Raw genomic sequence first — 22,166 nt, 5'->3', positions numbered from 1 at the left:
GATTTATTTGATTTTCATGATTGCGGAGATTAGAAAAAGGATTAAGGAGCAAGGAATAAAGAGCAAGGAACAAAGAGTAAAGACAAGTAAAAAAATAATAGCTAATATCCAAATACTATGTACTAATTCAGATGTCGTCTGCCTGCTAACTGACAACGGTCAACTGCTAACTGACAACTGACAACTCCTCCCCGATTCAAATCAACCTATCCTTCACCACCAGTGTTCCAGCAATTAGATCGTGTAAACATTGCTGCTTTTTGTTGAAGAAACCCATAAGATATCCTAAACCGAGTGTGCCAGTACTTATGATCTTACTTAGGTTTCTTGCCAAAGCGCGTGCAAAGCTTATTGGATTGCCCTGCTCGTCGCAAATTCTCAATCCCATCAAAACCTTACCCCAAGTGCCTTGCCTAGCTGAAGCTTCCATAATAATGCTATAAACCAATTTCACAATTGGAATTATTGCTAAACCAGCAAGTGAAACTTTGATTTTCAATTCTCTTTCCTCAAGAAACAGAACGATAATAAGCGCAATAACGCAATAAATTGCGAAAATAATGAAATAGTCAATAATTACAGCTAGAAGTCGCACGTCAAGTCCCGCGAAGTACTGAGGCAATGTTTTTTGATGCTTTAATCCGAGGTAATTGCATAATTCAGGAATTTCATGTACTTCTTTATAGTCGTCCATTTCCTCTGTTTTAACAAAGGTGCCTGCTTTTATATTCAGAGTTTTTAAATCCTCCAGAACATAAGGGGCACTAGGCTTTCCATTAATGACTACAATATATCTTTTCATTTAACATAATAAAAGCAAATGCATCCTTTCAAAATAAATTTGTGTAGGATGCATTCGCTAAAATAAGCACAAAATATTTAATATCTTATGACCTCAAAGGAAGATATTGCTCCTTCAAAATTAATATTAATCTTATTCTTTGCAGTGCTATAATTACTTGTTTCATAAGAGCCATCAGACTTTTTAATGAAGTCGGTAAAATTATTAGATGAGATCACCACATCTCTCAGTTCAATGCGGCAGCCGGAGTCAGTCGGGACCTCAATTCTAATGCTTGCTGCACCAGCTTCTACTGATACATTGGTTAATGGTAAACGATTCCCAAGTTTTGCTTGGAGAGAGGCTGCTCCGCCCTCAAATTTTAGTGAATTTACTTTGTAAGGAGTTAAATCAAATATCCCCTCACCAGCGCCCATTTCCAAATTAATATCCCAAATGGGTACCAAATTCAAGCGGATAGTAGATTTATTATCATCCCAATCATCCAGATGAATATTCTGTTTACCATCCCTCATTTTGAAATTCAATACTTCGAGCGAATCAGACTTGCTTTTTTTAAGCGTGTACTTCCCAAATCGTTGATTTACATCTGCCTCAAAAAGATTTGTTGTACTATCAGCCAACCTAAAACTAGCCGCTGCACCAAAAAGATTTAATTCAACCCTCTCAGAACCCTGATAAGGCTCAATAAAATAAGCTTTATTATAAGCTAGGGTATCATTGTCGTTATCGTCATTATTGATGATAATCCAGCTACTTTCACTTGGTTGTAAACCTTTATATCCAACTACTCCGAGCACTAAAAAAGTAATTATTGCAACAAGGGGGGCGACTAGCTTTTTATTTTCCAACCTACTAATTAGCAAATTCACACCAATCAGAATAAATACGACAGGCCAAAAGCGCCAAACTGATCCCCAATAAAAGTTTATAATATCCAGGTTATCCAAAAGGAAAACCAAGCCTAAAAAAATGAGGAACATGCCCCAAACTATTTTACCTGTTTTCATAATGGTTTTTCTGTTGTATCGTCAGTATTTGGGTTAATTTGCTCATTGTTATTGGTATCAGTCGCAGTCGACTCATTTTCAGGCTCATCTGTTTTGCTCACTTCAGGCTCAACCACATCAACTTTATTTTTATCTTTATTAACACCTGCCGAGAGAATATAAAGTCCCATACCAACGAGTATTAGCGGCCATAAATTTTCGAAATCCATCCAATAGGGGATTAAATCCAACTCATCCATAAGGAAAATTAGCCCAAAAAATATAAATATAACACCTGCAATTAGTCGGAAATTACCTCTATCCTTTTTCTTAAGATTATCAAATCCCTGAGAAGTATTCCCAGACATGCCATTCACCGTAGTCCCGGCATTAAACTGACCAAAATCAGGGGTATAGGGCTTTTTGGGTACAGCAATCCAAAGAATTAGGTAAGCCAGAATACCTGGACCGGCAACTAGCGCGACAACAAAAGCAATCCTAACCCAGGTTACATCAATATCAAAAAAATCTGCTATTCCAGAGCAAACACCAGCGATCCTTTGATCCTGTTCATTGCGTTGAAGTTTTTTTTCCATGTTTTTAATTAATTTTTCTAAATACTTTTAAATAATGATTCAAAACTAAGCCTGAACCTTTAAACACTCAATAGCAAATAGGTAAATCGTGTGATGTTCTCGGTAAAAGCCCTTAATTTATCGGTAAAAATTTAATTAAATCTCACCTTGCTGAGGCCTGATGATTAGGTCATCTACATTAGCACCTGCACTCATTTGTAAACAAGCAATTACACTCGCTGCAACATCATCAGCAGAAACAAATCGCTCAGCTGGCAAAGTGGTTCCAGCCCAAGAATCAGTCAATGTAGCACCCGGTATAATAGCGGTAACCTTTATTCCGAAAGACATCAATGAAACTCTCAATGCCCGTGTAAGACTTAATAATGCAGCTTTACTAATGCTATAAGAAGATGCACTGGGTACAGGCTTAAGACTAGCGATTGAGCAAATATTAAAGATATATCCAGACGACTGACCTTTCATAGATTGAGCAAAAAACTTACTCAAATAATGAGGTGCTTGCACATTAACTTTCAATTGTCTTTCTAAGTCATCTTCCCCCTCTTCAAAAAGATTAGATGGAATATAAAGACCAGCATTATTAACTAATACATCAACAGAACCAAGATTTTTAAGCGAGAGAGTTGCGAAATCCTTTAAGTCTGACATATTTTCCATGTCGGCTTTTATCCCATAAAAACTCAAATTGGGATAAGATTGTTTGAGTTCAACAAGGAATTTATCGATTTCCCCTTGATTTCTAGCACAAAAAGCCACGTTATAATTATTTGCAGCGAGATGCTCCACAATAGCCTTTCCGATACCCTTTGTTGCTCCTGTTACAATTGCATTCATAAGATAAAATTAAGAAAATGAATTGTGCCTACCTATTTAATTTAAGGCATAATTTCAATTGATTACCTTTGCATAATAAATTCGTCTTAAAAGAGACGATAATTTTATATTTACATTCAATAATCAGTAAAAAAAGCGTTTTCAGATGATATTTCACCCCTTAGGTAAATATATTTTATTGTTAAAAGCTGTGTTCCGTAGACCCGAAAAATGGAATATCTATCGTAGGGAAATATTCCATGAAATGGTATCTATTGGTGTTGGCTCTTTAGGAATTATTGCCATCATTTCCTTGTTTTTGGGTGCTGTAACCACGGTTCAGACTGCCTTTCAGCTAGTTAGCGATTTTATTCCGAAGTCGGTTATTGGTATGATTGTTCGAGATTCAGCAATTTTAGAGCTAAGTCCCACAATCTCAGCCATAGTATTAGCCGGAAAAGTGGGTTCAAGTGTTGCTTCACAAATAGGCACTATGCGTGTTACCGAGCAAATTGATGCACTCGAAATTATGGGAATAAACAGTCCCGGTTACCTTATACTCCCCAAAATTATTGGAGCGGTAACAATGATACCCCTATTAGTTATAATCTCTATTGGATTAACAATTTTGGGCGGATACATTGCCGGATCGGCCTCAGGAGCGGTAAGTGCGCAAGACTTTATTGTGGGCATTACTACTGATTTTATTCCATTCACTTTTACAGTATCCATGGTAAAATCTGTTGTTTTTGCATTTATCATCACTTCCGTCTCGGCCTATCAAGGATTTTACACCAATGGAGGAGCATTAGAAGTGGGAAGATCAAGTACTAAAGCAGTAGTAATTAGTTGTATTGCTATACTATTTACCGATTATTTAGTCGCACAATTATTACTATGATAGAGGTTAAGAATATACATAAAACCTTTGGCGAAAACCATGTTTTACAGGGCATTTCAGCCGAATTTAAGGAAGGCATGTGCAATCTTATTATTGGAGGTTCGGGTTCAGGGAAGACCACCTTATTGAAGTGCATGGTTGGATTACATGAACCAGATAAGGGTTCTGTAATTTATGATGGGAGAGATTTTACGACTATGAACTTCCAATCGAGAATTGAAATTCGTACCGAAATAGGCATGCTTTTTCAAGGATCAGCACTTTTTGACTCGATGAATGTGGAGGATAATATCATGTTTCCCATCAACATGTTCACCAATCAAAATAGAAAAGAGAAGCTAGAACGCGCTAATTTTTGTTTGGAGCGAGTAAATCTGGCTGGGAAAAATAAACTTTTCCCTTCTGAGCTTTCCGGTGGGATGAAAAAAAGGGTGGGGATTGCTCGTGCCATTGCCATGAATCCCAAATATCTATTTGTAGATGAGCCTAATTCGGGTCTTGATCCTAAAACTTCTATCGTAATTGATGAGCTTATTCAAGAAATTACTGAAGAGTTTAAAACCACCACGGTGGTAGTAACCCATGATATGAATTCTGTGATGGGCATTGGTGAGAACATTATTTTCTTACACCAAGGCAAAAAATGGTGGGAAGGTTCGAACAAAGAAATTACAGAATCCAACAATACAGAACTAAATGAATTTGTATTTGCCAGTAAATTCATGCAATCACTTAAAAAATAAATTATCGGATTAAATCCATTCAAAAAACAATAAATGATTCAACTGTTAACCCCTCAACACTGGAAAGATTACGAACTGATAGACTGCGGTGATTTTGAGAAATTAGAACGATTTGGAAATATCATTCTGATAAGACCAGAGCCTCAAGCTGTTTGGGGCAAGGGACTTCCAGAAAGCGAGTGGACTAAATTACATCATATCCGATTTAAGGGAAGATCGGCAACTTCGGGCGAGTGGGTTAAAAAAGATCAAAAAACTCCAGATAGATGGCATATCAGCTATAAAAGCGGAGATATTGAACTAAAATTCAGGTTAGCATTAACCTCATTCAAGCATTTAGGAATTTTTCCGGAGCAGGCAGTAAACTGGGATTATAGCATCAATTGTATTAAAAAATTTAAAACAAAACAGCCAAAAGTACTAAACCTATTTGCCTACACAGGAGGTGCATCTTTGGCTGCATGTGCTGCTGGTGCAGAAACAACACATGTTGATTCGATAAAACAGGTGGTAAGTTGGGCAAATGAAAACCAAACACTTTCTGGATTGGAAAATATACGCTGGACCGTTGAAGACGCTTTGAAATTTGTGAAGCGCGAAGTAAAAAGAGGGCGTAAGTACAATGGAATTATCCTCGATCCACCAGCATATGGTCACGGGCCCAATGGAGAAAAATGGAAGCTCGAAGATAATATCAAAGAAATGATGGACGACGTGGTAAAACTACTTGATGATGACGAACATTTTCTTATCTTGAACACATACTCACTTGGTTTTTCATCCGTTATAGTTGAGAATTTAATACGTTCCTCCTTTCCGGAAGTGCAGAACCTTGAGAGTGGGGAACTATACCTACAAGCAAGTTCAGGTTGCAAATTACCACTAGGTGTATTTGGCAAATTCTGTAAAACCATTTGAAAGATATAAATAATAAACACATCTAAAAAGCTGAAGACAAATAATAAATCGAATGATAAAGACCAATTTTTTAATAAAAAGTATCGCAATTCTTGCTTTTTCAAGCATTTTCACCAACTGTTCTGAATCAAACAGTAAGACTGAAAATAAATCAGGAGTGAAAACTGGAGAAGCTATTTCAAAAGATTCTGAAGCTGAGGAAGATGCTTCACCAAAGCTAGAGCCCATTGATACAGCACTTTATAATCAAAAAATCAAGGAACTCGCCAATGGAGATACCACTGGTAAATGGCCTGTAAAAAATCAGCCTTACCCCCTACCAGGAGCAATTTTACCTTATAAAAGAGTAGTTACCTATTATGGCAATCTATACTCAAAAAAAATGGGTGCTTTAGGCGAGTATGCTCCTAAAGAGATGCTAAATATGTTGTATGCAGAGGTTCGTAAATGGGAAAAAGTTGACCCTAAAACTCCAGTCCAGCCAGCATTACATTATATTGCTGTTGTAGCTGCAGGTGATCCCGGTAAAGATGGAAAATATAGAAATAGAATGCCCGATAAGCATATCGACTCGGTATTAACTATTTCAAGAATGAAGAAAGACATGATCGTTTTTTTAGATATTCAGGTGGCATTAAGTACCATACAAGATGAGCTTCCACGACTTGAAAAATATCTTAAAATGCCTAATGTACATTTGGGTATCGACCCCGAATTTTCGATGAAAGGCGGAGTATTGCCAGGTAGGAAAATTGGAACTTATGATGCATCCGAGATAAATTATGTGTCAGATTACCTAGCAAAATTAGTTAAGGCAAATAATTTACCTCCCAAGATTTTTGTGATTCACCGTTTCACCAAAAAAATGGTAACAAACTATCAAAAAATCAAATTAAGACCTGAAGTGCAAGTAGTTATGCACATGGATGGATGGGGTGAGCCTGAGCTTAAAAAGGGAACACATCGTCATTTCATTTATTCAGAGCCTGTACAATTTGCCGGCTTTAAGCTGTTTTATAAAAACGATTTAAAGAAGGCTCCAAACAGGTTAATGACACCAGAGGAACTAATGAAACTAAAACCAATACCGAGTTATATACAGTATCAATAAATGTAAAAAGTGGTTATGACAGCAGAGGCGGTACGGTGACAACACCGACCGCAGGGTTAATGACACCAGAGGAACTAATGAAACTGAAACCTCAACCGAGTTATATACAGTATCAATAAATGTAAAAAGTGGTTATAGCAGTACGGGCGGTACGGTGACAACACCGACCGCAGGACCGACCACAGGACACCACTTAGTACTAATTACTAACTACTAACTACTAACTACTAAAACATGGAACAAGCAACATTCGGAGGAGGCTGTTTTTGGTGTACAGAAGCGGTTTTTCAGAACCTAAAAGGAGTTTCGAAGGTAGTTTCGGGTTATATGGGCGGCCATAAAGAAAACCCTAGCTACGATGATATTTGTGGTGGTGATACTGGGCATGCCGAGATAATCCGCATCGATTATGATCCGGAACAGATTGCTTTTGAAGACCTTTTATTAGTTTTCTTTAAAACACATGACCCAACAACACTCAACAGACAAGGTAATGATGTTGGTACGCAATACCGCTCAGTTGTGTTTTATGAAAATCAAGAGCAGAAAATTGCTGCAGAAAACATGATTGACCAGCTTGATAAGGAAATGGTATTTGATAGAACAATCGTTACTGAGGTGAGTCCGATTTCAAAATTCTACGAAGCGGAAGATTATCATCAGAATTATTTTAACAATAATCCTGATAAAGGCTATTGCGCATATGTTATTCAACCTAAGCTTGCCAAATTCACTAAGGATTTTTGGGATAAACTGAAATAAATTTTTATTCAAAACAAGGGGCTTAATTTTTCTTAATTTCTTAATGGTTCAAATTAAAAAAATTAAGGTCCATCTAGAAAAAAATCTAATTGATTTGTTGGTAGGGACAGGTCGCGACCTGTCCTTATTTAAATCCAATTATTATGGAAAAGGACAAGTCGCGACCTGTTCTTTTTAAAATCCAATTATTGCATGAGAGGGCAGGTCGCGACCTGCCCCTACGTGTTGCTTAAAATAAACCTAACTGGCCTTGATCATCGATATCTAAATCATCCGGATTTGTTATCTCAAAATCAACTTTTTTTACCGGTTTTTCAGGCTCTTTAGCGCTTTCAATGTGGACTTCAGTTATAGCTTCTGGGATTATATCCTTTTCATCCGATTTGGCATCTGAGGCACTTTCTGGCTCCTTAGAGCTATCGATTTGCACTTCTGGTATTATATTGGGCTTCTTTTTTAAGTCTTTACTAGGGCTTTCTAATGTGCTATCTTCGCTTAACTTCTGCTCAGAATCAGAATCATTTTCCGAATCTTCCAAATCGCGAGCAAGTTTTGAAACAGGCCTAGCTTCATCCAATCCAGATTCATTCGAATCGCCATCACTAGAATCATTTTGATCTATAATAATTTCATCTTCCTCCTCTTCTACAGGAGATTGAAGAATTTCAATGTTCTTTACCTCATGCGGACTCAATCTGTTGCCCATGGCTTTCATGCCCTTCACTTCAATGGCCTCTGCTAATTCAATCTCAGAGACTTCTGCAATTTTGGTTTTTCCCTTGAGCACTTCAAGCTTAATCTTTGGCTTTACATGTCCTGAAATAAAGAATAATTTGGAACCTGCCTCTTCACTTATTATGCAAGTCTTTTTGCCAATGGCTGTATTATCAAATACAAAACGTTTTAAATAATGAGTTTTAGCTTTGCCATCCAAATAAATCACAGAAAACACTTTCTCGGGATTGTATTTTTCGATTATAGTTAAATGATCATCAAAGTGATTACTCAATTCGAAGCTACTAAGCTCGTAAATACCCTGCTGATTTACTGTTAAGATTCTATCCTCACCATCAAACTCACCCAAATATTTACCTCTACTATCTACATTCAGACGCTTTAAAGTCTCATCAAACCAAATTTTCCTTCCCGATAAGGTAGAAACACCCTTACTCTTTAAAAGCACCTTTTTTACCGGATATTTGGTTACAATATTCCCCATTGAGCTTCTGCCTTTAATCACATGGTCGGCAAAATCAATATCAAATTGCAGCTTTTTAAGTTTGGAGTGAGGCTTTAACTGAACATTAATTAGTTCGGCTTCCCCATTAGGATTGGCAGTAAAGTATAAGCATTTCGATCCTTTAGAGCCTTTAGTTAAATCGTATTCCTTTTCACGAGTCACACCTAAAACAGAAAAACGCTTAATATAGGAAATACCACTTTCGCCATCCCTATAAATCATGTTATAGACGGTCCGCTCATCATTCTTTTTAAATACCTGAGCGTGTAAAATACCCTTGCCTACAAAGGTTTTTTCGGCCACTTTCGAAACGTTGAACTTCCCATCTTCCTTAAAGACGATTATTTCATCCAAATCTGAGCAATCGCATACAAATTCATCTTTACGCAAGCCTGTACCAATAAATCCATCTTCACGGTTCATGTAAAGTTTCACATTGGCTAAGGCAACTTTTGCAGCTTCTACTTTATCAAATGCCCTAATTTCAGTTTTACGCTCACGGCCGGCACCATATTTCGCTTTCAGCTTCTCAAACCATGCAATAGCATAATCCGTGAGATGCTTCAAATGCTTGTTTACTTCTTTGATTTCAGCTTCTAGCGCTAATAATTGTTCATCTGATTTTTTAAGGTCGAAGCGAGTAATGCTACTCATTGGCTTATCAATCAGCTTTTTATAATCTTCAGGAAGTATTTCGCGATAAAATTGCGGGAAGAAAGGTTCAAACAATTTATTTAAAACCTCTACTACTGTTTCAAAATTTCCAGAGCTCTCATATTCGGCATTCTTGTACATACCTTCCTGAATAAAGATCTTCAGTAAGGAGCTAAAAAATATTTTTTCCTTAAGCTCTGCTAATCTAATTTCAAGCTCTTGTTTGAGTAAGCCTTTTGTATGATGTGTGCTTTCAATGAGAATATCATTCACACTCATAAAATAAGGCTTATCACCTTTAATTATACAGGTATTGGGAGATATCGATACCTCGCAATCCGTAAATGCATAAAGTGCATCAATGGTTACGTCGGGAGATATTCCTGGCGCAAGGTGAATGATAATTTCTACATTTTTAGCTGTATTATCTTCAATTTTCTTGATTTTAATTTTGCCTTTTTCATTGGCAGAAATCACAGAATCAATTAATCCACCGGTAGTGGTAGTAAAAGGAATCTCAGTAATTGCGAGGGTCTTTTTATCGCGCTCTACAATTTTTGCGCGTACGCGGATTTTACCTCCACGCATACCTTCATTATAATTACTGAAATCGGCCATTCCACCCATCAAAAAATCGGGTAGCAAATCAGGACGATTGCCCTTCAAAACTTCAATAGAGCCATCTATTAGCTCGTTAAAGTTATGAGGCATGATTTTGGTAGCCAAGCCAACCGCAATACCATCGGCGCCCTGAGCGAGCAAAAGAGGGAATTTTACAGGTAAAGTAACAGGTTCCTTATTCCTGCCGTCATAGCTACTTTGCCACTCGGTAGTATCGGGATTAAAGACCACATCTAGCGCAAATTTCGATAATCTAGCTTCAATATAACGAGGAGCAGCAGCCGAATCACCAGTAATTGGATCACCCCAGTTACCTTGAGTATCGATTAATAAGTTTTTCTGACCGATTTGCACCATGGCATCCCCAATAGACGCATCACCATGTGGATGATACTTCATGGTATTTCCAATCACATTGGCCGCCTTATTAAAACGTCCATCATCCATCTCCTTCAGAGAATGTAAAATACGACGTTGCACGGGCTTTAGTCCATCATGAATATGAGGCACCGCACGATCAAGAATTACATAAGATGCATAATCTAAAAACCAGTTTTCATACAAACCAGAAAGTGATACCACATTGTGTAAGCCTTCCTTATTGATATTTTCGCCTTCTGTATTTTCTATTTCTTCACTCATCCTTATTAATGATCTTCTATCAAATTATCATTTATTTTGAGGCTAAAACATTAGATTTTAGCTCAATTTATTCATTTTTTGCCTGCTATTTTTTCAATCTTGTTTCTTCAAAAGCAAAGGGCAGCAGACTTTTTATTCCGCTAGTGCGGATAATAGCACCATTTAAGCAGTAAAACATCACATTTATGGGCTGCGACTGCTTTTTTTCATATTCTGCCATCACTTGAAGACAAGCACCACAGGATGTTACTGGCTCCTTAATTAAAAAATGGTCGGTTTGAGCGGTGATGGCCATACTCAAAATTTTATCATCGGGATAAGTAGTACCTATCATAAATAGAGCTACACGCTCAGCACATAATCCTGAGGGATAAGCCACATTTTCTTGATTACTTCCATAAACAATACGACCACTTTCTAGCTGCACAGCAACACCCACACGAAAACCTGAATAAGGTGAGTGCGAGTTTTCCATTGCTTTCTCAGCTTCAATGCAGAGATTTTTATCTTGACTATTTAATTCCTCTAAAGAAGAATATTCATCAAAAGCTATTGAGATGGTCTTTTTTTCCATAATCACTAAGTCAACAATTCGGCCTCAATTTCTTGTTTAGCCTGCTCTTCACCAATAAAATCAACCTCAACACGCAAATTTTTAATGATATGCTGCTGCCTGTCGGGGGTATTTTTACCCATATAATATTCCAATAGGTTCTTAATTCCCTGCTCTTTAGTTAAAATAACAGGGTCTAATCGAATATCTTTACCGATAAATAGTTCAAATTCGCTCGGCGAAATCTCACCCAAACCCTTAAATCGGGTTATTTCAGGCTTATTTCCCAATTTCATAATGGCTCTTTGACGCTCTTCATCGCTATAGCAATAAATAGTTTCCTTCTTATTTCGAACCCTGAAAAGTGGGGTTTGAAGAATGGAAACGTGTCCCGCTTTCACCAAATCAGGAAAGAATTGAAGGAAAAATGTCATCAGCAATAAGCGAATATGCATTCCATCCACATCCGCATCCGTAGCGATTACAATATTATTATAACGCAGGTTGTCTAGCCCGTCTTCAATATTTAGCGCATGTTGTAATAAGTTAAACTCCTCATTTTCATACACTACTTTTTTGGTCAGACCGTAGCAATTTAGGGGCTTACCCTTGAGACTAAAAACTGCTTGGGTCATTACATCGCGCGATTTAGTGATAGAACCACTCGCTGAATCACCCTCCGTAATAAATAAAGTTGTTTCTTGTTTACGTTCGTGACTATCCTCAAAATGAATTTTGCAGTCTCTTAATTTTTTATTGTGCAATGAAGCCTTTTTAGCACGTTCATTGGCTAGCTTCTTAATGCCGGCAATATCTTTACGTTCGCGCTCTGATTGAAGAATACGCTTTAAAAGCGCGTCTGCATCTGATGGATGTTTGTGTAAATAATCATCCAGCTCCTTCTTAACAAAATCATTGATGAAGGTACGAACAGATGGTCCATCGGGACCAACATTTTGCGAACCTAGCTTCGTTTTTGTTTGGGATTCGAATACTGGCTCCTGCACGCGTATTGAAATTGCAGCTACAATAGATGCACGAACATCCGAAGCATCGAATTCCTTTTTATAAAATTCACGAATAGTTTTAACCACCGCTTCCCTAAATGCTGCCTGATGCGTTCCCCCTTGCGTGGTATGCTGTCCGTTAACGAAGGAATAATATTCTTCACCATATTGCTGACCATGAGTCATGGCCACTTCAATATCTTCACCCATAAGGTGAATGATAGGGTAACGCAATGTTTCTGTATCGGTATTACGGGTAAGAAGATCGTACAATCCCCTTTCCGAGAAGAATTTAGTCCCGTTAAAATTGATTGTCAAGCCCGAGTTTAGAAATACATAATTCCAGATCATGCTTTCTACAAACTCTGGGATATAGCGGTAATTTCTAAAAATAGTATCGTCGGCATAAAACACCACAGCAGTACCATTTCGCTGTGTAGTTTCAATTTCAGGCATATCATTTACGAGAACACCCTGCTCAAATTCGGCTTTCTTTGTACGCCCGTCACGGTAAGATTGAACCATAAAATTAGACGAAAGCGCGTTTACAGCTTTTGTACCTACACCATTTAAGCCCACCGACTTTTGGAAGGCTTTTGAATCGTATTTACCTCCGGTATTGATTTTGGACACACAATCAATTACTTTACCAAGAGGAATTCCGCGGCCATAATCACGAATAGAAACCTTTTTATCACTTACGGTAATTTCAATCGTCTTGCCAGAACCCATTACAAACTCATCAATGGAGTTGTCGAGAATTTCCTTTAAAAGAACATAAATACCATCATCGTATGCCGAGCCATCGCCAAGCTTGCCGATGTACATTCCGGGACGAAGCCGAATATGTTCTTTCCAGTCGAGCGACCGTATACTATCATCACTATAATCTATTTCAGCCATCCTTGTATTTTTTCAATTAAAGCAATTGCAAATTTAAAAATTAGATCTGCAAAAGCCTGCTTAGATTTCCACATTTAAACAAAAAGAGTCCTGATTAAATACCAGGACTCTTTATTTAAAAGCATTTCACAATATACTTAAACTTTTCGAAGTCTGATGATCCGCAAGTGATGTAATAACTTAATCACTGGGTAGGAAGGATCAAATTCATACCATTTTAAAGCAAAATTGACATTGTTTGGTTTTTTGTGGTGATTATTTTGAAATAATTCGCCTAGCATCAAGAAATCTAAAGGCAGAGAATTTTTACTATGATCATCATTGTCATAGTTTGAATAACCGTATTTGTGCCCGCACCAGTTTACCACAGCACCATGAATTGGTCCCATTAAAAAATGAATAGGAAGCAATAAAAACATCCACCAATGCTCTGCAAACTGAACATAAAAAGTGATGTAAGCCACAATGAATAAAGAACGGGTAATCCAAAGATCACCGATACGATCAATTAATGCCCATGTTGGGTAATTATCGCGAAAAGCTGGTTCAGGTTCAATTTTGAACTTTACGTAATCGAGGTAAATATTTTTGGTTTGGATCATCATTCCAATCACATCCTTGAAGAAATGAGGTGAATGAGGATCCTTTTCAGTATCGCTATAGGCATGATGCATGCGGTGCATAATGGCATAGGCACGAGGATTTAAAAAAGAAGAACCTTGTGCTAGAAAGGTGGCCATGTAGAAAAACTTTTCCCAGAAAGGGTTCATTTTGAACATCTTATGAGAAGAGTAACGGTGAAGGAAAAATGTTTGAAAAAACAGTGACAAAAACCAGTGGCAAAGAAAGAAAATTAAAATAATCATAGGTTTAAATGCTTCGATTTTTAAAGCGTGTAAAAATAGGCAATTATTATTGTTTTAGGTCAGACCTATTGTAACGAAATGCTACATACAGCGTCTAACGGCCAAAATCATCTTGCAGCCGAACTATATCTGATTCATCGGATGGATTTGAGGCGTCGGTATGTTGCCAAATCTCAGCAACTAGTCCCCAATCATTTAAACCCACTAATCTATGACGTTCACCTTTTTGCAAAACAATTCGGTCGCCGGGATTATACATACCAATTTCAGTTTCTTGATCAGTTAGGCTTCTAACCACACCCACTTGGCCTTTAATTACCTGCCAAATTTCGGCTCTACGATGATGGTATTGCCAAGAAAGGCGTTTTTGAGGGGCAACAATTAAAAACTTGGGACTCAATTTTCCAGATATTTTAAGGTCGTTGATTTCTATACCATCAAAATAAGTATTTGCAAATTGTTGGGCTTGATTTTCATCAATCACAAAAAAACCACCCCAAGGACGAGTTAAATCTTGTTGAACGATGGCAAAACCATTTTTTTCTAAACTTTCCTTTGCTTCAAGGAAAATTTGATGAGATGCTTGAGTTAAATCCATTTAATACAATTATAAACGTATTGCTTGAATAATGCAATTCAATTTTGCTAAGCTATTAAGGTTGAGAAGGAAATAATAAGTTAAGCTACTATCTGCTTTTTGTGAGTGCAGTTTTATATAAATTTAAGGTAATTTGCTCATTCGGTAATTAAATGCCGAGGAATTGCTTATTGATCAGAAATCAAATCATTTGGATTGATAACTGGTAAGATAAAATTCCCTAAGGCTGTACCTTGTAATTTAGTTAGGAGCACTCCTCTTGATGTTGAATAAGTGATAGATGCAAGTGCATTAGCTAGATCAGGATGTAATTCAATCAAGTTATTTTTGTTAGGCTTGGCAAAGTCTTCTAGGTTATCTATACGGAAAATAAATATTAGGTGAAAGTTAGCATAAGATTCATCCTGATTATGCCCCTGACCTTTTGTGTTAATTTTAACTTTAAAATCAGCTTTTACCAAATGTTCTTCTAGGTTAAACCCTAATTGAAGTCCATTGTCCAAATGAAATCCTTCAACTTGGATGCTATCAAAATCTTGAGGTATCTCAATTTGTTCTTTTAGCAATTTAAATTCCTTAAGCCTAATTTGGCTAGGATCGAAGCATGAATTTTTATCCAACATTTGTTCCTAATTCTAAAATTTCAGCATTTTGCCATTTAATTAGTCGTGAAGGTGCAGATGTTTCTTCTTCTTTAGTGTAAGCCTCAAAAGACTTTAGCCTAGAGCTAAAAGCAGCTGAAAAAGGTGGATTTATAATGGGTTTTGGGACTTCCAATAATGTTTCACCTAATTCTGCTTGTAATTTCGCTAAAGAACGAAGTGTAAAATTATGATCGCCATTAAGCCATTTTGAAATTTCAGAAGGTTTTTTATCTAAGCGTTCGGCTAGTTCCTTTTGCGATAACTTTTTATCTCTTAAAATTTGATTGATACGAACCACCAAGTCGGCGTATAAATCAACAAAGATTTTTACATCCTCAGGAGTATTGTTGAGCAGTCTTTCTACTGTTTTACTTTTCATATTTAGAGTATAATTTGATCGTCGTTATCAAAATTTTTCAAATACCTTTCATTATCTGTTATGATTAAGCAACCTGAACGCAGTGCTTCTTCAATTCTACGTACAAAAGCTTGCGCCTCATAAAACCTTATACTAAGGCCTTTGCTATCTTGAGCAGAATATGCATTCTTAATACCACCATTAAAAAGAACGACAATTTGTTCTGAAATTCGATAGCAAAATAATCTTAATGGGAATTTACTACCCATTTCTTTAATTTCTTCAACATACATTTTCGGTTTAGGAGGTAATGCTTGAGCCTTGTTCTCTACCCTATCGAAAAAATCATCTGTTGCACCATATTTATTTGCAATAATTCTGTTATTAATCGGAATAGCTCATACCCATTGATCTGATATTGATGCTCTGAAGATGTGTAAGTATCGAAAAATTGATCAGTTTCTGAGTTGATTTCATGATCATTATCCAAATACCTTACCGTATAAAATGTACAAATACTCCCCTCATCATACCAGACCTCTAATACAAATATATTCATTTATAAATTAATTGAATAAAATAAATTCACTTATAAGTGAATTATTTAGATGAATAATAAAAAACAATATTTAGATCAATGATTTAAGCAAGAATTAAATTGAAAATAAATGCGCCATTGGGGATTTGGCATTAAATCAATAAGAATAAATTTAGAGGAACAATAGCTCTAAATTTCAATAAATCAAGAATACTATAGTTTGAATATACAAAAAATCTAATTAATTAACAAATTATAGCTATAGTTTATTCTAAAACAAATCCTTGTACTCCTCCTCATCACCAACCTTTTCTATCGACTTCAATTCTAATAAATTAGGTGATAATGCTTCGAGAGCCTTCATGCGATCGGCTAATGAAAGACCGCTATTCACCCAGATGTTAGCATTTTCGATCGTGAGCAAACAAGGCATTCGATCGTGAAGATCTTTCATATCTTCATTGGCGGGACGCGTAATAATGGTGCAGCTATGAATTATTTCGCCTGATTTATTATCCACCCAGGTATCCCATAAACCGGCCATTAATGTAAATCGCATGTCTTTCATTCGGATGAGATAGGGCTGCTTTTTCTTAGCCTTCTCATCCAATTTTTTCCACTCATAAAATCCATCTGTAATAATTACACAATGTTTTTTGCCAATTAAGTGCTTCCAGCTACCTGATTCATGCAGATTCTCTATGCGGGCATTAAAGGTGCTAAACTTAGGTTTTTCCTTCGCCCAGAAAGGGATTAGCGTCCAGCTAAAATATTGAAGATCTGAAGGTTTCTCATCCGTAAAAACCGGTAATTCCATACTTGGTGGAACATTAATATTGCCAGGCCTTTTCAAATCATCGGCTAATTTTAAATGCAAGCCTTTAGCGATACTCGTTTGATCAGAAATAGTAACTCTACCACACATAAAAAGGAATTAAAAAGACGCAAAATACAAATTTACTAAATTGAATTTGTCGAATATGAGAACACCTTAATATTGACCATCGTCATAAGAAAGCATGCCTTAAATCATATTTTAAGAGGCTCAGACTCAATAAATTTGATAATTATTGCAATTAATAAAGAATCTAACACCTATAATAAACATAATACCTGAAATGACATATGCCTACAACCATAGCACAACGCTACTTTGAAGAACTAGAAAACTGGAGCGAATCCATAAAGTTTTATTCCGTTGAGATGAATCACTTAGAATCAAAATTATATGAAGTTATAAGAAGAAATTCGGTGGTTGGAATTGCTGACAAAGTAAATACTTACCAGGTTAGTTTAAATAACCTTTCCGAAAAATTTGATTCGCTATTGGAGTATATTGATGCCCAAGAGTCGGAAATAAATATTGATGGCAAACTGCTCGACGACCTCGACATCGGATTTGAAGTAGATAAGCAGCAATCGGAATTACGTAGAAAAATGAAGGTGTTAGAAAAAAAGTTTATTGATGCCAAATATGCCTGCAATAATTTCTTAATGGGTTCGACAAAAAATAAGGAATAGGATTTTAAGAGATCGCTAAATAATCATGTTTTAAGCATAATTAATTCATATCAATGAATAATTTCTGCAACATGTCTTCTTATATTTTCGCCAATTTTATCAATTGGTAAATCATCTGGATCTAGTCCGAAGGGATCCTCAATTGACTCAGCAATAAGTTCTAGCGAAGCCATCACATAAAATATGAAGGGCACTGCTGCGATGACGAAGTATCCCATAGAAAAAACAAAGCCAATGGGAAGAGTCAGTACATAGATAAAAATGAATTTCTTAATAAAGGAACTGTAAGAAAGCGGAATGGGTGTATTTTTTATACGCTCACAAGCACCACAAACATCTGTAAAAGCATTTAATTCATTATTTATAATCAAGAGTTGATCTCCATTAATTTTTCCATCCTTATACAGTGTGGCACTGCGAGATACGATTAAAGAAGCAACTTGATTAGGACCATGTTTTTCTGCATCTAACGCCTCAAACTCAGGATGCTCATTTGAATCGAGCATAAATTGTGTTTTATTTGAGCGAAGATGAGTAAATAAAGTATCGGCAAAAAGAGGAATAGATTTTTTATAAAAACTACGATTTACTAGATCATCTTTGTCGAGGAAAGCATTCATTTTCATGGCTAAACTGCGACTTGTATTAGTTAAAGTACCCCACAGTTTGCGAGCTTCCCACCAACGATCATAAGCTGTATTAGTCCGAAAAACAAGTAAAATAGACATCACAAAGCCTAATAAATTATGGACTATTGTAATGTTTTTTACCCAAGCTACATCCGAAAGTTTGATATATTCAAGCTCATAATATGCTATTCCACCAGAATAAGCAGCCAAAGCGAGCATTAAAGGAAATAATTTCCTTGCTGTATCAGAGCGATGAAGATAAAAGGTTGAGTAAAACCAATCTTTAGGATTATAAACAATCATGTTGCAAAATAAGGAAATGAATATGAAATCAGGAAATTGTTTGTTTTAGAAATATCTCCCTAATGAATTTTAATTTAGCGTTCCTTTGAGAAAAAGCTAGAAATTACTTTCATGTGCGGAGCTGTTAAAATAGCAATTGCCATGAAAAAAATAGCTAGGAGTCGCTCTAAATTACCCTTAAACACTAAAAACAAGATAGCAATCATTAAAAAAGAAGCCCCATTAGTGATCCATGATTTACGATAGATAAACCAATAAGATTTATCCTGCCAGCCCAAAAATTTCTTAATTTCTATCATCGAAAGCCCTGCATGCCAGATGTTAAAATAGAGTCCGAAGCCCAATAAAATCGGCAGATTAAACACAATCACCATGAGCAGTGCAAGTTGTAAAATAGCTTCCATTTGCGGGAATCCTATTTGTTTGTTTAGAATAAGGTAAATGATTAAAAGTGGGACAAATACGAGAATCGAGCCAAGTAAAAATTCCTGTTGATATCCATAAAATAAACGCAATTTTTCTATCTGACTATTTTCAAATCCGGGAAAACCGAGCAAGATAGCCTCCACTTGAGGGAATTGATAGAGGAGGTAATTCAATAGAAAAAGGAGACCGTAGACCGAAAATAGCATTTTAGAACCCCAATTAGCTTTTAAGCCCATACTTTTCAGATCCATTTCGCCAAAATGATATGCCGAAATTAGGATAAATAGTAAAATTGAAAGTTCTACACTGATGATCCAAAGAATGGAATAGAGAATAGCAAAGCCGAGGTAGAAAAGTAAAAAATGGGCTATTGATCTCAAAGTCATTACTTCCTTACGGTGATGGTGATAAATAAAATGATCTAAAGAGCCGTGTGGGATACCGAAAAAAAGGACTCCCAAACCAAAAAATAGGAGTTGAATAGATTCATTAATCGGAAAAAAGTAATGCACTAAAAAAAGAGCACAAGCAAAAACCAAGTATTTAAAGCGGCTATATTTAGAATTTAGCTTGAACATAGTGTAGCACTTGTTTTAAAAACAATCGTTTGGGCAAAGTACTAAAAAGTGAGATCTCATCCAAAAGACTCGATTTTTCATCGAGGAAGGTTAAAATTTCATTGAAAGAATTCCGAGAAAAGAGCTGATCCATTATTCTGGCTACTTTTTCGGGCTTTTTCTGAATAATTTGAAGTAAAAGTGTGTCATAAAAATCGAAACGCGCCAATCCAGGCATATTTTGTACAACCTTATTGCCATTTAAAAAGCATTCAATTAAATATTCGGTATGCCTAGAAATACGTTTAAAGGCATAACCTGTACTTGGCTTAATGGCCCCTGCAGCAGAGCCAATCTGAATAACACCATGTTCATTGATTGCTGGGAAATTAAAGTCGGTCATAGGTATCTTACCCTTTTCCTCTCTTATAATTTCAAAGTGACAATTGATTTTATCAGAGATATATTTTTCAAGGTAGGAATTATAAGTATGATCGGTATAGGAGTCAACTTTTGAGAAAGAAGTAAATTCAATTAATGCTTCCGTTTCAGAGAAAGGTAGAACATACATAAAATGAGCTGCACCATCTTGTGGGACAGAGAAATCCATTATTGTTGCCTGATTGGCCTTAAATACAGGCGCATCAGTCTTTATAAACCAACCCTTAAAATGCTGCCAAAGTAATATCTTTTTTGAATTCAGGACTTCAAAATCATGCAAGCTGCTATACACATGCTTGGCTTGATAAGTATTTTGGGATGTAATTACTTGTTTAAGATTATTATCGGATTTAAACTGCCTAACTTCTTCGTACACAATTTTAACACGGGGGGATTTCGCGATAAGCTGCTGATGATAATCAAAAAACTGCTCACTATTGATGTAATTATAACGGAAGGGGGCAATTTTTTTAGTTAAATCCGATTTAGATGAGGCAAACTTCAGTTCTTCCCAATATTTACTGATTAAAAAATCATATTCTGAAGGCTTGCTAGTCCAGAAGCACCAAGATTTATGAGATTGATTTAGTTTGCTTTCAATCAATAAGATATCACCAGTTTGTTCGGCAGGTAATTTGAGCAGGGCATTAATTAATTGCATGCCTGCGCAGCCAGCACCTACAACAATAATATTGGCATCCATCATTATGTTAAAAAAGGAAATAAAAACAAAAGGCATCCATGAAGGACACCTTTTGTTTTATTGATTAAATATCAATTTATTAAGGAATAGATTATGCTTATTTAGCTTTTGCTGTTTCAGCAATTGCTACAGAATAGATAACTAAACCGAAACCAATTTTATTGATAGCATCAGCTACGTTATAGAACAAGTCGATTGAACTTACTTCAAACATACCTGACAATAGGTTTCCTGGTAATACCATGTATCCAATTGGATAGATAGACCAACCTAAAGTGATGAAGATTTTCAATAAGAACATAGCTCTTGATAAAGCTTCGCTATTTGAGTCTTTAGCCAATTTAGCTACGTCACCAGCAAACACTTCATAAACAATGTATAAGTAACCTAAGGTAGAAATTACTCCCCACATTACATTATTTTCTACACCTGAAGTTTCACCAATAAAACCAGTAACTAGCATTAATAATGAAGCAAGAATCAACTTAGTTAAAGTTGCAGTCTTAGCACCAAATGGCTTAGTTAATAAATAAAACTCTACACACATCAAAGGAACAGTAAGTGTCCAATCTACATAGCGGAAAGCTGTTGGGCTTTGTCCTGTTGCAAGATAAAAATCTCTCATGTAGTAGTAGTGTACTGCTGCAATACCAGTAATTAAACCTGATACTAAAAGAGAAATTCTCCACTTTGGATCTACTGAACCTCTTTCTACGAAGAAGAAAACTGCAGATGCAAGCATAGCCATATAACCAATGAAGAAGGTTATAGCTATTGGGTCACCGTTTGTAATTTTTGCTAAAGCATCTGAATCAGAAGCCATTGCACTTAAAATTAATGTTGACATATAAAACGTTTATGGTTTATCCTACTCATATGGCTTTTCAGTTCCGCCCAGTTTTTTTAAAGTGCAACTGCTAGCACTTTGTAATTGTAAATTAAACTTAAACATAAAAATCTGCAATATGAAACAAGTATAACTACTTAATTTATTGAAAATCAGCAAAATAACTGAGTATATCTCTCTATAAAAACAGTTAAAAAAATTTCAAAAAAGGCATTTGAGGTATCGTAGAGGCTGTAATTTAGCTGTTACATAAAAATAGGTGTTACAACATCTTTTTGACAATTTATCGACAATTAAATCTCTGAAAAACAGGGGTTTAATTTGTTAGACATTTTAAAATAAGGAAGATTACGGGAAAAAGAATTGCGGAATGGATTAAAAATGCTGATTATTGTAAAGGAAAGAAAAAAAGGAGGATTAGGTCATTTGGCTAGAGCGCTTCGATAGGCTTGAAAGGGATGATTGGTGAGGAGATAA

Annotated in this window: 25 protein-coding genes; 7 read left to right on the top strand and 18 right to left on the bottom strand. The window is 36.1% G+C overall.

What is annotated here, in order from left to right:
• The coding region (locus QZ136_RS09970) for a hypothetical protein (RefSeq protein ID WP_291403010.1) at window positions 1-181 on the top strand (181 nt) is incomplete at its 5' end.
• Window positions 182-196: 15 nt separating this feature from the next.
• Here QZ136_RS09970 and QZ136_RS09965 read toward each other — a convergent pair.
• From QZ136_RS09965 to QZ136_RS09950, 4 genes are all read right to left on the bottom strand, one after another.
• Entirely contained in the window at window positions 197-802 is a 606-nt protein-coding gene (locus tag QZ136_RS09965) for an RDD family protein (RefSeq protein ID WP_291403008.1), read from the bottom strand.
• A gap of 77 nt (window positions 803-879) precedes the next feature.
• Complete coding sequence (locus QZ136_RS09960; RefSeq protein WP_291403006.1) at window positions 880-1,812, bottom strand: DUF5668 domain-containing protein; 933 nt, start codon at window positions 1,810-1,812, stop codon at window positions 880-882.
• A complete protein-coding gene (locus QZ136_RS09955) occupies window positions 1,809-2,387 on the bottom strand; it encodes a PspC domain-containing protein (RefSeq protein ID WP_291403005.1) in 579 nt (192 codons plus the stop codon). The genes QZ136_RS09960 and QZ136_RS09955 overlap by 4 nt, the downstream gene beginning before the upstream one ends.
• Window positions 2,388-2,522: 135 nt before the next feature.
• A complete protein-coding gene (locus tag QZ136_RS09950) occupies window positions 2,523-3,224 on the bottom strand; it encodes an SDR family oxidoreductase (RefSeq protein ID WP_291403003.1) in 702 nt (233 codons plus the stop codon).
• A 145-nt stretch (window positions 3,225-3,369) separates the two neighbouring features.
• Between QZ136_RS09950 and QZ136_RS09945 the strand changes: the two genes are divergently transcribed.
• From QZ136_RS09945 to msrA, 5 genes are all read left to right on the top strand, one after another.
• Complete coding sequence (locus tag QZ136_RS09945) at window positions 3,370-4,104, top strand: ABC transporter permease (protein WP_291403001.1); 735 nt, start codon at window positions 3,370-3,372, stop codon at window positions 4,102-4,104.
• Window positions 4,101-4,847, top strand: a complete 747-nt coding sequence (locus tag QZ136_RS09940) for an ATP-binding cassette domain-containing protein (RefSeq protein ID WP_291402999.1) — start codon at window positions 4,101-4,103, stop codon at window positions 4,845-4,847. Before QZ136_RS09945 ends, QZ136_RS09940 begins: the two co-directional genes overlap by 4 nt.
• A 33-nt stretch (window positions 4,848-4,880) precedes the next feature.
• Window positions 4,881-5,765, top strand: coding sequence for a class I SAM-dependent methyltransferase (locus QZ136_RS09935; protein ID WP_291402997.1), 885 nt, complete (start codon window positions 4,881-4,883; stop codon window positions 5,763-5,765).
• Window positions 5,766-5,817: 52 nt separating this feature from the next.
• Complete coding sequence (locus QZ136_RS09930) at window positions 5,818-6,876, top strand: hypothetical protein (protein WP_291402995.1); 1,059 nt, start codon at window positions 5,818-5,820, stop codon at window positions 6,874-6,876.
• A 234-nt stretch (window positions 6,877-7,110) separates the two neighbouring features.
• Window positions 7,111-7,638: a peptide-methionine (S)-S-oxide reductase MsrA gene (gene msrA, locus QZ136_RS09925; RefSeq protein ID WP_291402994.1), complete on the top strand. Its 528-nt coding sequence runs from the start codon at window positions 7,111-7,113 to the stop codon at window positions 7,636-7,638.
• 229 nt (window positions 7,639-7,867) lie between these two features.
• Here msrA and QZ136_RS09920 read toward each other — a convergent pair whose 3' ends face one another.
• The 10 genes from QZ136_RS09920 to QZ136_RS09875 all read right to left on the bottom strand — a co-directional run bounded on the left by QZ136_RS09920 (window position 7,868) and on the right by QZ136_RS09875 (window position 17,187).
• A complete protein-coding gene (locus tag QZ136_RS09920) occupies window positions 7,868-10,795 on the bottom strand; it encodes a DNA gyrase/topoisomerase IV subunit A (RefSeq protein ID WP_291402992.1) in 2,928 nt (975 codons plus the stop codon).
• An 85-nt stretch (window positions 10,796-10,880) separates the two neighbouring features.
• Window positions 10,881-11,369, bottom strand: coding sequence for a cytidine deaminase (locus QZ136_RS09915; protein ID WP_291402989.1), 489 nt, complete (start codon window positions 11,367-11,369; stop codon window positions 10,881-10,883).
• Window positions 11,370-11,374: 5 nt separating this feature from the next.
• Window positions 11,375-13,258 carry a DNA topoisomerase IV subunit B gene (locus tag QZ136_RS09910; protein WP_291402987.1) on the bottom strand — a complete coding sequence of 628 codons (1,884 nt, stop codon included), beginning with the start codon at window positions 13,256-13,258 and terminating at the stop codon, window positions 11,375-11,377.
• Between the two features lie 137 nt (window positions 13,259-13,395).
• The gene (locus tag QZ136_RS09905) at window positions 13,396-14,124 is read right to left on the bottom strand and encodes an acyl-CoA desaturase (protein ID WP_291402985.1); all 729 of its coding nucleotides are present in this window, start codon (window positions 14,122-14,124) and stop codon (window positions 13,396-13,398) included.
• Between the two features lie 94 nt (window positions 14,125-14,218).
• Window positions 14,219-14,722 (bottom strand): phosphoheptose isomerase, encoded by a 504-nt coding sequence (locus tag QZ136_RS09900; protein ID WP_291402984.1) that lies wholly within the window; start codon window positions 14,720-14,722, stop codon window positions 14,219-14,221.
• A 167-nt stretch (window positions 14,723-14,889) separates the two neighbouring features.
• Window positions 14,890-15,345 (bottom strand): hypothetical protein, encoded by a 456-nt coding sequence (locus tag QZ136_RS09895; RefSeq protein WP_291402981.1) that lies wholly within the window; start codon window positions 15,343-15,345, stop codon window positions 14,890-14,892.
• Window positions 15,335-15,745: a helix-turn-helix transcriptional regulator gene (locus tag QZ136_RS09890; protein ID WP_291402979.1), complete on the bottom strand. Its 411-nt coding sequence runs from the start codon at window positions 15,743-15,745 to the stop codon at window positions 15,335-15,337. Before QZ136_RS09890 ends, QZ136_RS09895 begins: the two co-directional genes overlap by 11 nt.
• Before the next feature lie 2 nt (window positions 15,746-15,747).
• A complete protein-coding gene (locus QZ136_RS09885) occupies window positions 15,748-16,017 on the bottom strand; it encodes a hypothetical protein (RefSeq protein WP_291402978.1) in 270 nt (89 codons plus the stop codon).
• Between the two features lie 35 nt (window positions 16,018-16,052).
• Window positions 16,053-16,283 carry a hypothetical protein gene (locus QZ136_RS09880; RefSeq protein ID WP_291402976.1) on the bottom strand — a complete coding sequence of 77 codons (231 nt, stop codon included), beginning with the start codon at window positions 16,281-16,283 and terminating at the stop codon, window positions 16,053-16,055.
• A 250-nt stretch (window positions 16,284-16,533) separates the two neighbouring features.
• Window positions 16,534-17,187, bottom strand: coding sequence for an SOS response-associated peptidase (locus tag QZ136_RS09875; protein ID WP_291402974.1), 654 nt, complete (start codon window positions 17,185-17,187; stop codon window positions 16,534-16,536).
• A gap of 200 nt (window positions 17,188-17,387) precedes the next feature.
• Here QZ136_RS09875 and QZ136_RS09870 point away from each other — a divergent pair, with 200 nt between their 5' ends.
• Complete coding sequence (locus QZ136_RS09870; RefSeq protein WP_291402972.1) at window positions 17,388-17,783, top strand: hypothetical protein; 396 nt, start codon at window positions 17,388-17,390, stop codon at window positions 17,781-17,783.
• Between the two features lie 50 nt (window positions 17,784-17,833).
• Here QZ136_RS09870 and QZ136_RS09865 read toward each other — a convergent pair whose 3' ends face one another.
• From QZ136_RS09865 to QZ136_RS09850, 4 genes are all read right to left on the bottom strand, one after another.
• Entirely contained in the window at window positions 17,834-18,715 is an 882-nt protein-coding gene (locus QZ136_RS09865) for a bestrophin family protein (protein WP_291402969.1), read from the bottom strand.
• Between the two features lie 74 nt (window positions 18,716-18,789).
• A complete protein-coding gene (locus tag QZ136_RS09860; protein WP_291402967.1) occupies window positions 18,790-19,719 on the bottom strand; it encodes a Brp/Blh family beta-carotene 15,15'-dioxygenase in 930 nt (309 codons plus the stop codon).
• Entirely contained in the window at window positions 19,700-20,845 is a 1,146-nt protein-coding gene (locus QZ136_RS09855) for a lycopene cyclase family protein (RefSeq protein WP_291402965.1), read from the bottom strand. Before QZ136_RS09855 ends, QZ136_RS09860 begins: the two co-directional genes overlap by 20 nt.
• Before the next feature lie 94 nt (window positions 20,846-20,939).
• Window positions 20,940-21,689: a bacteriorhodopsin gene (locus tag QZ136_RS09850; protein WP_291402964.1), complete on the bottom strand. Its 750-nt coding sequence runs from the start codon at window positions 21,687-21,689 to the stop codon at window positions 20,940-20,942.
• Window positions 21,690-22,166: the final 477 nt, after the last annotated feature.

The organism is Daejeonella sp., assembly GCF_017495225.1.
Taxonomy (GTDB): Bacteria; Bacteroidota; Bacteroidia; order Sphingobacteriales; family Sphingobacteriaceae; genus Daejeonella.
The sequence above is the reverse complement of the archived record's forward strand: the minus strand, read 5'-3'. Positions and strand labels throughout refer to the sequence as shown.